11 protein-coding genes are annotated in these 12807 nt (G+C 61.3%); 6 read left to right on the top strand and 5 right to left on the bottom strand.

Features of this window, described 5'->3' with window-relative positions; all coding sequences use genetic code 11:
• The first annotated feature begins 386 nt into the window (after nucleotides 1-386).
• From CO656_RS00685 to CO656_RS00675, 3 genes are read left to right on the top strand one after another with little or no spacing between them, the layout of a single operon-like run.
• Complete coding sequence (locus CO656_RS00685; RefSeq protein ID WP_097524448.1) at nucleotides 387-1829, top strand: GMC family oxidoreductase; 1443 nt, start codon at nucleotides 387-389, stop codon at nucleotides 1827-1829.
• A 12-nt stretch (nucleotides 1830-1841) separates the two neighbouring features.
• Nucleotides 1842-2285, top strand: coding sequence for a hypothetical protein (locus CO656_RS00680; RefSeq protein WP_097524447.1), 444 nt, complete (start codon nucleotides 1842-1844; stop codon nucleotides 2283-2285).
• 54 nt (nucleotides 2286-2339) lie between these two features.
• A complete protein-coding gene (locus CO656_RS00675) occupies nucleotides 2340-3311 on the top strand; it encodes a phosphoribosyltransferase family protein (RefSeq protein WP_234819612.1) in 972 nt (323 codons plus the stop codon).
• A gap of 43 nt (nucleotides 3312-3354) precedes the next feature.
• Here the strand turns inward: CO656_RS00675 and CO656_RS00670 are convergent, their stop codons facing one another.
• Nucleotides 3355-4848, bottom strand: a complete 1494-nt coding sequence (locus CO656_RS00670) for a lipopolysaccharide biosynthesis protein (protein ID WP_097524445.1) — start codon at nucleotides 4846-4848, stop codon at nucleotides 3355-3357.
• 472 nt (nucleotides 4849-5320) lie between these two features.
• Between CO656_RS00670 and CO656_RS00665 the strand changes: the two genes are divergently transcribed.
• Nucleotides 5321-6799 carry a thiol-disulfide oxidoreductase gene (locus CO656_RS00665; RefSeq protein ID WP_097524444.1) on the top strand — a complete coding sequence of 493 codons (1479 nt, stop codon included), beginning with the start codon at nucleotides 5321-5323 and terminating at the stop codon, nucleotides 6797-6799.
• Nucleotides 6800-6930: 131 nt separating this feature from the next.
• Here CO656_RS00665 and CO656_RS00660 read toward each other — a convergent pair whose 3' ends face one another.
• Both CO656_RS00660 and CO656_RS29570 read right to left on the bottom strand, forming a co-directional pair.
• Entirely contained in the window at nucleotides 6931-7353 is a 423-nt protein-coding gene (locus CO656_RS00660; RefSeq protein WP_097524443.1) for a DCC1-like thiol-disulfide oxidoreductase family protein, read from the bottom strand.
• Nucleotides 7350-7541, bottom strand: a complete 192-nt coding sequence (locus CO656_RS29570; RefSeq protein WP_141471702.1) for a hypothetical protein — start codon at nucleotides 7539-7541, stop codon at nucleotides 7350-7352. Before CO656_RS29570 ends, CO656_RS00660 begins: the two co-directional genes overlap by 4 nt.
• Before the next feature lie 320 nt (nucleotides 7542-7861).
• Between CO656_RS29570 and ggt the strand changes: the two genes are divergently transcribed.
• Nucleotides 7862-9481: a gamma-glutamyltransferase gene (gene ggt / locus CO656_RS00655; RefSeq protein ID WP_097524442.1), complete on the top strand. Its 1620-nt coding sequence runs from the start codon at nucleotides 7862-7864 to the stop codon at nucleotides 9479-9481.
• 219 nt (nucleotides 9482-9700) lie between these two features.
• Here the strand turns inward: ggt and CO656_RS00650 are convergent, their stop codons facing one another.
• Entirely contained in the window at nucleotides 9701-10813 is a 1113-nt protein-coding gene (locus tag CO656_RS00650; protein WP_234819631.1) for an MFS transporter, read from the bottom strand.
• A gap of 109 nt (nucleotides 10814-10922) precedes the next feature.
• Nucleotides 10923-11150 (bottom strand): DUF1127 domain-containing protein, encoded by a 228-nt coding sequence (locus CO656_RS00645; protein ID WP_097524441.1) that lies wholly within the window; start codon nucleotides 11148-11150, stop codon nucleotides 10923-10925.
• A 135-nt stretch (nucleotides 11151-11285) separates the two neighbouring features.
• Between CO656_RS00645 and CO656_RS00640 the strand changes: the two genes are divergently transcribed.
• Nucleotides 11286-12794 (top strand): winged helix-turn-helix domain-containing tetratricopeptide repeat protein, encoded by a 1509-nt coding sequence (locus CO656_RS00640; RefSeq protein WP_097524440.1) that lies wholly within the window; start codon nucleotides 11286-11288, stop codon nucleotides 12792-12794.
• Nucleotides 12795-12807: the final 13 nt, after the last annotated feature.

Raw genomic sequence — 12807 nt, 5'->3', positions numbered from 1 at the left:
ATGAAGGCATGTGCTTGGTCGGGCAGCCGGAGTTTTCAACGGGCTAAGGTCGCTCCCCGCAGGCCGTCCGCCCGCTTTGGTGAAGCGCAGTTTCGAGGTAAGTGCCCACAGCGGCGAATGTTCAAAGTGCGGGTCGTTTCTTCGGCATCTGCGTATCATTGCAAAAACTGTAGCTGCGGTCTGCAGCCGGTAATCGCCTGTGCCGCATTTCACAGGCAATAGCGGCCGTCGGGGAACTCCGACTGCTGCCATCCGAAATTCGCATCGAAGCATCTGCCTACTACCGCAGCACTGGTGAGAACGTGACCGGAGTGAATTTGCTGACCCTGCAATTCGGGCCCCGCAGGCCAATGCGGTTGCTCCTCCCCGCCTTACGAGGTTAACCGATGGTGCTGGGTGTTCGCGCCGAAGAGATCGCCGGAGAGCATTTCGACGTGGTCGTGATCGGTTCCGGCTTCGGATCCGCCTTCTTCCTCCATGGTTTCACGCATCGCCGCAGCGCGCGCATTCTTCTCCTTGAATGGGGTCGCCACAACTCGCATGCGTGGCAGTTGGAACATGGTGCGAATACCGATCTCAAGGATGAGCAGACCTACAGGAGCAATTCAACAAAGCCGTGGAACTACACGATCGGGCTGGGCGGCGGCACCAACTGCTGGTTCGCCCAGACGCCACGGCTGCATCCGAATGATTTCAGGCTGAGAAGCCTCTATGGGGTCGGACAGGATTGGCCGATCAGCTACGATGATCTCGAGCCTTTCTACTGTCAGGCCGAGTCGATCATGTCCATATCGGGCGATCCGGATATGGCGTCGCTCATGCCGCGATCGAGGCCCTTCCCTCAACCGCCGCATCGGATGTCGACGCCGGATCGGATGATGAAAGCGGCGCAACCGGATCGGCACTTCGTCATGCCGACAGCACGGGCGCGGGTAGCGACAGAACAGCGTGCGTCCTGCTGCGCATCGCTGCACTGCTGGCTCTGCCCGGCCGATGCGAAATTCACTGCCAATAACGGTCTCATGCATGTCTTCGAACATCCGCAGGTATCCGTCTGCCTGGAATCGGAAGTGCGGCGATTGGAGCACGCGGCCGGAAGTATTCGCGCCGCGACGTTCCGGCACGATGGCAGGGAGCATACGGTCACGGGCGACCTTTTCGTGCTCGGCGCCAACGGTATTCAGAGCCCGGCTATCATGCTGCGATCGGGTCTCGGCGGCGATTTGGTCGGGCGGGGTCTGCATGAATCCTACGGCTGGAACCTTGAAGCCTATCTCGACGGCGTCGACAATTTCGATGGAAGCACCATCACCACTGGTCTGAATTTCGGCCTGTATGACGGAGCCCACAGATCGGAGCACGGCGCGGCTCTGGTCTATTTCGAGAACCGCTGGCAGCACGGTCTTCGTCCCGAGAAGGGGCGATTGCGGCAAACACTTCCCCTCGTAATCGTCACCGAGGACCTGCTGGAGGCGGACAATTTCGTCAGCCTCGATGAAAACGGCGACGCTTTCATAAGCTACAAGGGAGCGGCCGAATACGCGGTCAAAGGCATGACGAGAGCCAAGGAGCAACTGCCGGAGCTTCTTCGGCCGCTGCCGGTCGAAAAAGTCCTGGATCGCGGCATCCGGCGGACGGAATCGCATGTTCAAGGCACGCTTCGCATGGGGAAAGACCCCAAGGACTCGGTGGTCGACGGTGATTTGATCCACCACCAAATTCGCAATCTGCTGATCGTCGGCACCAGCACCTACCCAAGCTGTTCCTGCGCCAATCCCAGCTTGACGGCCGCGGCCCTCTCGTTGCGGGCGGCTAGTCGCCTAACATGATGGAGAAAAAGCATGATCACGCTTTCACGGCGCGCGGTTCTCGGTCTGGCCGGCGGGTGTGTCGCTTCAACCGCCCTTGCCTACACGGCGGCCCGGTCCTTTTCCGGCGAGGATTTGGTCCGGGTATCTCTGAAACGGTATCTCGGAGAGCTGAACATGTCGGATGAGCATCTGCGCGCCTTCACCCTGGAATTCCACAAGCGAAATCCATGGGATTTCCCGACGGAAAAGCTGGCGGATGCTTCGACGCTATTCGAAGGACTGGGTCTGGGAGACGCGGTTCGACCACTGCTGCCCGATGATGACGCAAAGCGTTTGGAGCGGTTCGAGCGCTGGCTGCTCGCCGACTTTCATCTCCTCACCGACTACGCCTGGCGCAGCGGACCGGAAGATGCCGTTACCTTTTCAGGCAGCCAGCATTGCGTGAACCCGTTTGCAAATTTCGACGCTGCATAGTGTCCATCAATACTACTTGGGGGTGAAGTTATGTACTACAGATCAATTGCAGATATGAATTCCACCATTGCCAAAAACCTCCACCGACTGCCACGTGATATCGATCTCGTCGTCGGAATCCCCAGAAGCGGCCTCCTGGCTGCCAACCTCGTCAGTCTGACCGCGAACATCCAGATGACCGATCTCGACAGCTTTGTCGCCGGCAAGACCTTCTCCTGCGGGATCACCAAGCGCTCCGCCGCTCTGCAGCGCACCATACCTGAGATGCGCCGGATACTGGTTATCGATGACAGCATCAATGGCGGTGGCGCCATGCGGGAGGCGCGGGTAAAGGCAGCCGCCGCGGGCGTTGCCCGCGACCAGCTTGTCTTCGCTGCCGTATACGGCACCTATGAGCGCTACGACGAGGCCGATCTCGTGCTCGAGGTCGTACCACAGCCTCGGCTTTTCCAGTGGAACGTGATGCACCACAAGTTTCTCGGCCAGAGCTGCGTCGATATTGACGGGGTCCTGTGTTTCGATCCCACCAACGAAGAAAACGATGACGGCCCCGCCTACCTCCAATTCCTGGCGCAAGCACGTCCACTGTATGTCCCGACGCGAAAGATCGCCTATCTGGTGACCAGTCGGCTGGAAAAATACCGGGCCCAGACGGAGGCCTGGCTGGCGGCGCAGGGAATCGAGTATGGAGAACTCATCATGCTCGACCTTCCCAGCAAGGAAGAGCGCCAACGGCTCGCCGCGCACGGCCGCTTCAAGGCCGAGTTCTACCGGCGTTCGGATGCCGTGCTTTTCATCGAAAGCGAGCACGATCAGGCGGTGAATATAGCCAAGCTCTCGGGAAAGCCGGTGCTTTGTATGGAGTCGCAACAGATGATCTCTTCGAATTCCGCGTGGCTGCTGGCAGGGCTAAAACAGGCGAAATCGTTGGAGGGTCGGCAGGCAATGCTGAAGGCAGCGGCCCGTGCGATGCTTGGAGAACGGGGTTACCAGGCGCTGAAGGGCAGGGTGCGAAAGCCGGCCTGATGATTGATGATTGCAGAAGGCCTCCGATGCGCAGAAGGCGCTCTTAGGCCTCCCCGCCCCGCGATCCGATCACGCGTCCCGGCACGAGCTTGATGGCCTCCCGCAAGGTTTGTCTGCCGAACGGGAAAAGCATCGCGATCACGATTGTAACGGCGTATGACAGGGCGGCAACGGCCGCAATGGCGAGAATAGGCTGGTTCGGCAAGACCGGTCGGGAAAACCAAAGGACCAGCAATGCGCAATGCGAACCGAGCACAAAGGGGCCGGCAGCACAAAGCACATCCTTCAAACCCAACGGCCCCTTTCTCCCGACATAGATCCACAGAAGCGGTGTTCGAACATACTCGCTGAGCGAATAGACAACGGCGACCCCTAAGGCTCCGTAGGGCAGACCGATGACGAAGGCCAAAGCCGACGTTACCGCTGTCACGATTCCCCACCGCATGAAATCACCCGACCGGCCCTGGCTGATGAACAGCCAACCTGCAGGATTGTTGACCGGCTGCAGCAAGCCGGCAAAGCCGAGCGCCATGAAAATGACTGCGCTCTCCCGCCACTGCTCTCCCAAGACAAAAGGAATAAGCACATCGGCCGTGGCAATGGCGGCGCCGACGCCGGGGAGCGCCACAATGAGCATCAAGGGCAGCACCCGAAGATAGGCGCTGCGATACCGATCGGGCTCGTTCGCCAGGCGGGAGAGCGCCGGCACCATGACTTTCGACAGCGGATTGGCCAGTTGGCTGAGCGGAAAGAGCAGCAGCTTATAGGCTCGGTCGTAAAGCCCCAATTGCGTCTCGCCCCAGTATCGGCCGATGAGAATGTTGTCCAGATTGCGGGCAAAGAAGTTCGCGAAGTTGAATCCAGTTATGCCGGCACCGAAGGTCAGCAACGCGCCTACGCCTTCGGTTTTGAGTGTGAAACCTGGCCGCCACCCCGAATTCGCCCAGTAACAGAGCGTCGGCAAGACGGCACTCGTCAGCGTGCCGGCGTAAAGCGCCCAATAGGATCGATCGACGAAAGTCCAGCCGACGGCGGCGAAAAAGCCACCCATGGCGCTAGCGATCTCCACCACCGCCAGGCGATCGAAGGCCATGCGCCGGTTGAGCAGTGCAAGGTGTTGGGCCCCGAAGCCATAGGCGAGTATCTGCAACGACATCGCGGCGACAAGAGGCCCCACTCGGGGCTCATCGTAAAAAGCTCCGATGAGCGGTGCCATGCCCACCATCAAACAGGCAAGCGCCACGCTGACCGCAACGTTGATCCAGAAGAGAGAATTCACCTCTTCGTGTGTTATGGAGCGTTTCTGCACGGTCGCCTGCGTGAGCCCAAGGTCCTGAAACAGTGCGATGAACGCCAATACCGGCGCGCACATCGCAACCACGCCAAAATCCTGAGGTGACAGGAGGCGCGAAAGGACGATTACGGAAAGGATCTGCGTCGCGACCTTGACCGCTTGGGCAAGGGCCGTCGCGACGGCACCCCGACCTACTTTCTCGCGGAGCGAACCGTCAGGGGGATCGAATGCGCTGGCTTCCAAATCCTCACCCTCATGCAGGTTGCAGTCGACGACAGGTTTGAAACTAACCCAGATGCTTGCCGCAGCGCAACAGAAACGGTCTGTTGTTGCTGCCATGCACAATGAAATATTGCTGCGCAACATGGGCCGTAGTAGAGTTGCTTCGTAACCGTGGGTCATGCAGCGTGCCGCTTCCGTGGGAACCAACTCTCCAAGGAACCGTCTTCGAAGGGTCGTCCGCAAACGCTCACCGCCGGTTGCTGACCGAATTGTTGTTTACAATTGAGAGTTGCTTAAGCTAATCATCGCGTGCGAATGGACCCCGCCAATGGTCGGGGCGCGTTGGACAGGACACCGGCAAGATGTCGTGATGCGGCAAATTGCTCCCGGTGCATTCGAGGTCGTGTGAAATTGTCGGTGCACAAAAGGCTGCCCGGAGGAGCATGCCTTCTTCTCCGGCGCGAGAAACAATCACTTCAAGTGGGTTCTAACGATGACGGCGAGCGCAATACCTTTCTGGAACTTTCGTCCAAGCAAAATCTCAACTGTCGGAAATCCCGCCTATACCTATGACGGTCTTACTGCATTTACGCCGTTTTGGGCGATGGCAGCGCTCTTCAGCATCGCGGGCGATGTCTATTCACTGATCGGTTACAAAGGGCTGGCCTACACGGTTTTGAGCTGGTCCATCGTCCTGCTCAGCCTCTTGCTTCTGCTCTATCCGCGCCGCACCGGCATCCTGCTGGGGCTGGTCGCGGTCTCGCTGCTGTTATACGGCCTCCGCTTGCCGGTTGCCTCAAACAACAAGACGATCACGGCCGTGATGAACTTGGGAATCCTGCTCAGCGCAGCGGCTCTCTACGTCAAAGCCGGCAGCATCGCCGCCATCGACCGCATGACGCTCTATGGTCAGATCCGTGTCGTCGCCCGCGCCCTGCTCGCGATCATGTACTTCTACGGAATCTTTCATAAGATCAACACGGACTTCCTCGATCCTTCCGTCAGTTGTGCCGTGGGGCTCTACGTTCCGCTTGCTCGCCCGTTCGGTCTCGAAGACAATCTGTTTGGCAGGTACCTGGCGATCTATGCGACCTTTGTTATCGAGGCGATTGCCATCGTCGCACTCTACTGGAAGCGCTATTTCGCGATCGGCTTCATCCTGGCGCTTGTCTTCCACTACGTGATCCCGATCTCCGCCTATTCGTGGTACATGGATTTTTCGAGCCTTGTATTCGCGCTTTACGTGCTGAGCATTCCAGTTCCCGCCAGCCGATCGCTCTACGGCATCTCGCTTGCCGCCGCCAATGGCCTTCGCGCGCAGTTCGGACGGATTGGCACGCTCTTCCCGGCGGCGGTGCTCATGTTTTTTGCGATTGCAGTCGTCCTGCTTCTCGCCCGGACCTATCCGGAGCGCAGCTTCGACATGGTGGTCCACTCCGTATGGATCCTCGTGTGGTCCGTGGTCGGCGGCGTCGCGATGATCGTCCTGGCCTATGTGGCGCTGCAGAATCTGCCTTGCGACAACGTTTCCGCCCCGCGCCCGCCGGCATGGGTCTACGTCATCCCGGGCTTGTTTTTCCTTTCGTGCCTTTCGCCCTATGTGGGGCTAAAGACCGAAAGCTCGATCAACATGTTCAGCAATCTGCATACCGAAGCCGGTCAAACCAACCACCTGCTGTTCCCGACGCCGCCGTATCTTTTCAACTACCAGAACGAGGTGATGAAGATCGTCGATTCTTCCGAGCCGCACTTGGTCAGGCAAGCGCAGGCCGGAAAGTATCACGTCCTGCACGAGATTAAGAAGCAGCTCCGCTGGAATCCCGAGGCGTGGGTGACCTACGTCAAGGATGGAGAAACCGTTAGTCGCGCGACGGCAGCGACGTTGGCAGATGAAATGCCCAACATCCTCGAACGCAAGCTGCTGATCTTCAAGCTGGTGGACTTCTCCCGGCCTAAGGTCTGCACCCACTAGGCTCGGGACCTGCAGTTTTCTGCCAGGCGGACGCGCGGCTCAGGCGTCCGCGCGGCCACCGGGACGGAGCAGGGCGACAATGCGAGCCAGACCATTAGCCTGCCGGGTTTAGCGCCTGAGGAAGTTCCCCCTCACCAGCCGCTATTTCCATCCGGTGGAGGGTCAAGGTCGGCCGGAATGAGCGGGCGCCCGCGCAGTCGCAGCGTAGCACGGCGCCCCGCCTTGAGGAGCGGGTAGATCAACCTCGCGGCCGTTCTATTGGAAAGAAGCGCCCGGTTAAGGCGGCCGAAGAGGGACGAAGACGAACTAAGGATTGCCAGGAGATTGACCGCTTCGTCGCCGTGGTAAATGCGATCCTGGAAGACGAACAGCATTCCTTCATTGAGGTCGAAACCCTGCTTCTGGAAGCGAGCCACCCGCGGATCAGCGGAGCGGGCGTCGAGCAGTTCGACGGCACCAATGGTTTCGCGCAATCGCATGAAGCGAACATAGCTTTGGCAGAAGATGCAATCGCCATCATAGACGATCAGTGCTGGTGTCGGGGGCTCTTTCATTGGACTGGCGGATCGACGCCCAGGTCGGTGGGCGGCTCGGCCATGTCGCCGAGGCGGCATTCACCATAAAACGTGCAGCCCGAAACGACGGGCAAATTGATGAGCGCATCGAATACACCGACAAACGCCAGAGCGACAATCCCGAGGGCAACGAGCTTCTTATAAAGAGGCATGTCTCGAAAACCCACCGGCTCCACTCCTCTCAGGCTCGCGTCGTATGATATGAGCGCTCGCAGTGCGACTAAGCTGCGCCTCGCCCGCCGCCGATCTTGTGCAATGCACAATGCTTCGAAATCAGCTTGAGATCAAGAGGTTTCCTATCATTGGTTGTATTCAACTCATCCTCGCGGCACCTCTCGCCCGTCATGGGCAAATGTGGCTTGATCTTTGAATATTGAAATATATCGCGGCTCGCATGGGCGTCTCGATGATCCGCGCCTGTTTCCATCGAAACGGCCCCGTCATAAGCTCCGGACTGTCTTCTCGATCCTCGCGGAGTTCCATTCCCATGCGTGACCTGCAATTTCCCGGCCGTTCAGTCGTCATGGGCAGGCATGGCGCCGCGGCCACGTCGCATGCTCTTTCGACGCTCGCCGCCATCGAAATCCTGCGCCGCGGCGGTAATGCGGCCGACGCCGCGATCGCCGCCTGTGCCGTCCAATGCGTGGTCGAGCCGGGCTCGACAGGCATCGGCGGCGACAATTTCGTGCTCTTCGCTCCCGCGTCTACCGATCCGCCGGGCACCGACACCAAGACGCGCGGCAAGGTCTACGGTCTGAACGGCTCGGGGTGCGCGCCGGGGGGCCTCACCGCCGAGCATCTCTTGAGGCAGGGAGTGAAGGAGATCGCTCTAACGTCGGTGCATGCGGTGACCGTCCCGGGCGCCATTGATTCCTGGGCCAAGCTGAACCAGCGCCTCGGCTCCATGCCGCTCGGCGCGTTGCTGCAGCCCGCCATCCGCCATGCCGAGGAAGGTTTTGCGGTGACCGAGCGCGTCGCCACCGATTGGGCCCGTAACGAAGACAAGCTGAAGGCGGATGCCAATAGTGCGCGCATGTGGTTGAAGGGTGGCCGCGCTCCTACGGCCGGTGAGGTGTTCAGGCAGCCAGAGCATGCGAAAGTCCTCCGGGAGATCGCCGCCAAGGGCCGCGACGGCTTTTACACCGGCTGGGTCGCCGAGGACATGGTGGCCTATCTCCGCAGCCTCGGCGGCACGCATTCGCTGGAGGATTTCGCCTCGCAGGAGGCTTTTTGGGTCGAGCCTATTTCGACCAGCTATCGCGGCATCGAGATCCTGGAAATCCCGCCGAACGGCGTCGGCATCACGACTTTGCTAATGCTCAACATCCTGAGCGGCTTCGACCTGGGCAAATACGATCCGGTCGGCGTCGAGCGCTTCCATATCGAGGCCGAGGCCACAAGACTGGCCTTTGAGGCGCGCGACATGTATGTCGCCGACCCGGCCTTTGCCGATGTCCCCGTGCAGAAGCTGCTTTCGGCCAACTTCGCCGACGGCCTGCGCGGCCGCATCGACCTGAGGAGAGCCATGCCGGCTGGGGGCCCGCTCGGCACCACGACATATCGGGATACCGTCTATATCAGCGTGGTCGACGGAAAGGGCAACGCCTGCTCCTTTATCAACTCGCTGTTCTGGCCCTATGGCACCGGCCTTTCCAGCCCGAAAACCGGCGTGCTGCTGCACAACCGCGGCACGGGCTTCCTTGTCGATCCCGCGCACCCCAATTGCGTGGCACCGCGGAAGCGCCCGCTGCACACGATTATCCCGGCGATGGCCATGAAGGACGGCAAACCGTGGCTCTGCTTCGGCGTCATGGGCGGCGGCTTCCAACCGGTCGGCCAAACCCACGTGCTCACCAATATCATCGACTTCGGCATGAATGTGCAGGAAGCCATCGACTGCGCCCGCGGCTTCCCCCAGATGGGGCGCTTCGAGGCCGAGCGCGGCATCCGCGAGGATGTGCTGAAAGGCCTCGTGGCATTGGGCCATGATATCAAAATGGCCGAGATGCCGCTTGGCGGCGGCCAGGCGATCATGATCGATGCGGCCAGCGGCGTGCTGCAGGCCGGCTCGGATCCGCGCAAGGACGGCTGCGCGCTGGCTTACTGAGCCTGCTCGAAGCGAGAACATTCGCCAACGTTCGGAACCTTGCGCGGGCGCGGGACGTTAGAGCCCGTCGCTTTACCAAGCGACGTTGACGCAATGGGGGTCGACTCTTTCCCTCCCACTGCCCCCGAGTCGACCTTGTTGGCAGCGCCCCTCCTCCCTCCTCCGAGGGGCGCTGCCTCACCATGGCAATGTTCGGCAGTGATGCTGTAGATGCCTCGATCAGAGCCGCCTTCTCTCTGCCATCAGAAGCACTGCCAGAACGCAGCACAGGAGGCCGAGGGACGTTGGCAGCCCGTGATGTCCGATCAGTTGCATCGTCAATCCCGTCGCGGGCGAGCCGACGATGCCGCCGATACCCCATACGAAGGCGAAGGCCGCGTTACCGGCGATCAGCGCCTGACCGGTGAACCGCTCGCCGAGCCGGATGAGCGATACGGTATAAATCCCGAAGGAGACTCCGCCCCAGACGAAAACGAGCGGCCAGACGAGCCATGCGTCGAAGATCGACGGCAGCAGCAGGCAGCCGGCCAGCGCAGCCAGGGCACAGAGCAACAGGGTCCGCCTCGAGCCGAGCCGTTCGGTCATGCGCCCGAACAAAATCTGCAGCACGGCATTGCCAGCGATGAAACAGGCGATGAGCGAAGCGATACGGGCCTCGGCGCTACCGAGCGCGGCGCCATAGACCGCCAACAAAGAGAGCAGGGTCTGCTCGAATGCGGCGGCCGTGAAGACCGCGAACAATAGGAGCGGCGCCCGTGCGAAGAAGCCGCCGACCGATATTGCCTCGCCTTCGTGCGGCATCTTCGGCAGACGTGGCACGACCCCAAGCACGATCAGGCCGCAGAGTAGAAGGGCCACGATGCCGATCAGGAAAGGCGGCCAACCCTCGGTACCGGTGAGGCCGAGCGAGAGCGGGCCGATGGCGAAGCCCCCCGAAACAATCGATGAATAGAGGCCCAGGATGCGGCCCCGGCGTGGCGCCGGCGTGATCGACATCAGCCAGGTCTCGCTGATGACGTAGAGCGGATTGGCGAAGAAGCCGAGCAGGAAGCGCAGCGGCATCCAGGCCCAAACGCCCTGCATCCAGGCGATCGCGGCCAGCGTGAGCGCCGCCAGCAGCGAACACAGGATCGCAAGCCGCGCCCCGCCCACGCGCCGCGCCAGCGCCGGAACGAGGGGTGCGGATACAATGAAACCCAGCGGCGTCATCGCCGCCGACAAGCCGATCAGGTCCGGCGCCATCCCCTGCCGCTCGAGGATGAAGCTGAGCAGCGGATAGGTCAGCCCCTGCGCCACGGCAAACACCGAGACGGTCGCGATGATGCCCGCCATCGCCGCCCAGGGGAGCCGATCCTCTCGCGGCGATGCCGTGCTTTGCAGGTGCCGGCAAACAACTGCGGCACGCGGAAACTGGCGATCCTCTGTCATTGCAGCAGTCGCCTCATAGAGGCGGCATCGGCCCTTGCCAGAAGGGCTTGGCGATCTCTGCCTCGAACTGCCGTTGGGTCAGGCCGATATCGGCGATCAAATGCGGATCGTCCTTCAACTTCTGCTCGAGTTCCCGGCGAAAGCCTATCCGCGCGCCCCAGGTCGCGATGATGCTCCGCAGAGTCGCGAGGCTGTAATGCCGATGGGGCGGGGCCGAAGCAGGGGTCGGAGTCTCGTTCATACCAATCCTCCTTATGGTTTGCGGGTCGGGGATCCGACCTGAAAGAGGATGAATTCTGCGGGAGACGAGGAGCGCCGTAATTAAGCGCTCCCAAAAAGTTCTCAAAAACTTCCAAACGGACTATAGACTTGCCCTATGCAGGGATCGCGCTTTGCCTTTGGTCCGTTCGTGCTTGATCCGGCTGCGGGAACGCTGCTTCGGAACGATGACCCCGTTGCGGTCGGCTACCGCGGGCTGAAGCTGCTTGCGGCTCTCGTCGGACGGTCCGGCGAAATCCTGAGCAAAGCCGAGTTGATGGACGCGGCGTGGCCCGACACGGCCGTCGAGGAAGGCAACCTCACCGTCCAGATTGCGCAGCTCCGGAAGCTGCTCGGTCCAGCCCCCGACGGCGGTGAATGGATCTCCACGGTTCCGCGCGTCGGCTACCGCTTCACGGGGGCGACCGAACAGCTCGGTGGCGCCATGCGAAAGCCTTTGCCACTGCCCGACAGGCCGTCGATTGCCGTGCTCCCCTTCGTGAATTTCAGCAACGATCCCGAGCAGGAAGCCTTCGCGGACGGGTTGACCGAAGATCTGATCACCGATTTATCCAGGATCTCCGGCCTGTTCGTCATCGCCCGCAACTCGGTCTTTGCCTACAAAGGACAGGCGACAGACGTGCGCGAGATCGCCGAGGACCTCGGCGTCCGATACCTGCTCGAGGGCAGCGCAAGACGCGCCAAGGGGCGCGTGCGCATCAACGCCCAGCTGGTCGATGCGCTGAGTGGCGCTCATCTCTGGGCGGAACGCTTCGATCGCAGCCTCGAGGATATCTTTGCCGTTCAGGACGAGGTCACCGGCAAGATCGTCGAGGCGCTGCTCGGCCGGCTGCGGGCACCGCCGCAGCGCAATCGGCCCAAGAATCTCGAGGCATACGATCTCTGCGTGCGGGCGCGCAAGCTGATCGACGATTCGCCGCAGACGGCGCGGGAGGCGCATCTGATGCTGACCCGCGCGGTCTCGCTCGATCCGCGATATGCCGAGGCCTATCGCTGGCTTGCCATGAATCATTGGATGGGGTGGGTGCATTGGGGCGAACCGATCGAACCAAGCCGCAGCGTTTCCTTGGAACTGGCGCGCAAGGCCGTAGCGATCGATCCCAACGATGCCGGCTGCCGCTGGGTGTTGGCCAACTTGCTTGCCTATGAGCGCAGCTTCAGGGAGGCGGATGCGGAATTCGCCAAGGCGATCGAGCTCGATCCGAACGACGCCGACATCTGGGCGACCTTATCCGACATTGCGGTCCTGGCCGGCCGGGTCGCGGAGGGCCTGGAGCACATCAGAAAGGCCTTCCGGCTGAACCCGTTTCCGGCAAGCTGGTACTATCTGACGCTCGGCCAGGCGCAATATGCGGGCGGCGAATACGAAGCGGCTGTCGTGACACTCAGCCGGGACGAGACCTATCGCACGGGCTCGCGCCGTTTCCTGGCGGCAAGCCTTGCCCAACTCGGCCGGCTGGACGAGGCGCGCGCCGAGGTCGAGCTTTTCCTCGTCGGCAACCCACATTTCACGATCCGCCATTGGGCCACGACCGAGCCGTTCCGCGACGACGCGACGCTCGAGCATTTCGTTGACGGTTTCCGCAAGGCCGGGCTTCCGGAGTGACGCGCTTCGCGCG

The organism is Sinorhizobium sp. FG01, assembly GCF_002531875.1.
Taxonomy (GTDB): Bacteria; Pseudomonadota; Alphaproteobacteria; order Rhizobiales; family Rhizobiaceae; genus Sinorhizobium; species Sinorhizobium fredii_C.
The sequence above is the reverse complement of the archived record's forward strand: the minus strand, read 5'-3'. Positions and strand labels throughout refer to the sequence as shown.

Excerpts from the sequence above, each read along its gene's own strand:
- ggt (WP_097524442.1), top strand. The coding sequence starts at position 7,862 with ATGCGTGACCTGCAATTTCCCGGCCGTTCAGTCGTCATGGGCAGGCAT.
- CO656_RS00665 (WP_097524444.1), top strand. The coding sequence starts at position 5,321 with ATGACGGCGAGCGCAATACCTTTCTGGAACTTTCGTCCAAGCAAAATC.
- CO656_RS00640 (WP_097524440.1), top strand. The coding sequence starts at position 11,286 with ATGCAGGGATCGCGCTTTGCCTTTGGTCCGTTCGTGCTTGATCCGGCT.
- CO656_RS00650 (WP_234819631.1), bottom strand. The coding sequence starts at position 10,813 with ATGGCGGGCATCATCGCGACCGTCTCGGTGTTTGCCGTGGCGCAGGGG.
- CO656_RS00685 (WP_097524448.1), top strand. The coding sequence starts at position 387 with ATGGTGCTGGGTGTTCGCGCCGAAGAGATCGCCGGAGAGCATTTCGAC.
- CO656_RS00680 (WP_097524447.1), top strand. The coding sequence starts at position 1,842 with ATGATCACGCTTTCACGGCGCGCGGTTCTCGGTCTGGCCGGCGGGTGT.
- CO656_RS00660 (WP_097524443.1), bottom strand. The coding sequence starts at position 7,353 with ATGAAAGAGCCCCCGACACCAGCACTGATCGTCTATGATGGCGATTGC.
- CO656_RS00675 (WP_234819612.1), top strand. The coding sequence starts at position 2,340 with ATGAATTCCACCATTGCCAAAAACCTCCACCGACTGCCACGTGATATC.
- CO656_RS00645 (WP_097524441.1), bottom strand. The coding sequence starts at position 11,150 with ATGAACGAGACTCCGACCCCTGCTTCGGCCCCGCCCCATCGGCATTAC.